Raw genomic sequence first — 787 nt, forward strand, 5'->3', positions numbered from 1 at the left:
GGAGAAAGGTGGCGCGGATGCCGATCAGCGGCGGCAGGGCGCCGCCAACCAGCGGACCGACCAGAGCCCCGCCGGTGATACCGGCCGACAGCAGGCCCAGCGCCCAGCCGGAGCGTTCCTTCGGCGTCTGCATGGCGACGAGGATGGTCGATCCCGAGGAATAGCCACCGGCAAACCCGATCAGCAGCCGCAGCAGCACCAGTTGCCAGACCGTCTGCACCATGCCGGTCAGCGACATGCATATGGCCATGCCGAAGCTGGCGCGAACCAGCATCACCTTGCGGCCGTAGCGGTCGCCGAGACGTCCCCAGAGCGGCGCCACCAGCGCCGCCGCGAAGAACGTCGCGCCATAGGCAATCCCCGACCATTGCACGATCGCCGCGTGGCCCTCGGCGCCGAGCTGCTCGATATAGAGCGGCAGGAACGGCAAAAGCAGCGTCATGGCGACAAGCGTCGAAAACGATCCGGCAACGCACACGAACAGATTGCGCCGCCAGTGGATGTTGTAGGTGCTGTCGGTCGCCGGGGGCGTGCTCTGCTGCTGCATGTCATATGTCCTGTCCCAGCAACTCTTATCGATGCTTGCTGCGGATACCAATTTGGGATACCAAGATGGTGTTCCTGATGGACGCAAGCTTGACCGCTGTCAATGCGACCGTCTCAAACGTGATCGGAAAAGGCGGCCGGCAAGACGATCGCCAGCAACGATCAGAAAATGGAAACGACAATGTCGCAGATGCAGAGCGTCGAAAAACAGCTTCGGCAAATGATCCTAGGCCTCGAGATC

The 787-nt window shown here is 62.4% G+C and carries 1 protein-coding gene; it reads right to left on the bottom strand.

Features of this window, described 5'->3' with window-relative positions; all coding sequences use genetic code 11:
* A partial coding sequence (locus EN750_RS37090) for an MFS transporter (protein ID WP_127399464.1) occupies positions 1–547 on the bottom strand: 547 nt, incomplete at its 3' end.
* Between the last annotated feature and the right edge of the window lie 240 nt (positions 548–787).

The sequence above is a fragment of the Mesorhizobium sp. M7A.F.Ca.ET.027.03.2.1 genome (assembly GCF_003999175.1).
Taxonomy (GTDB): Bacteria; Pseudomonadota; Alphaproteobacteria; order Rhizobiales; family Rhizobiaceae; genus Mesorhizobium.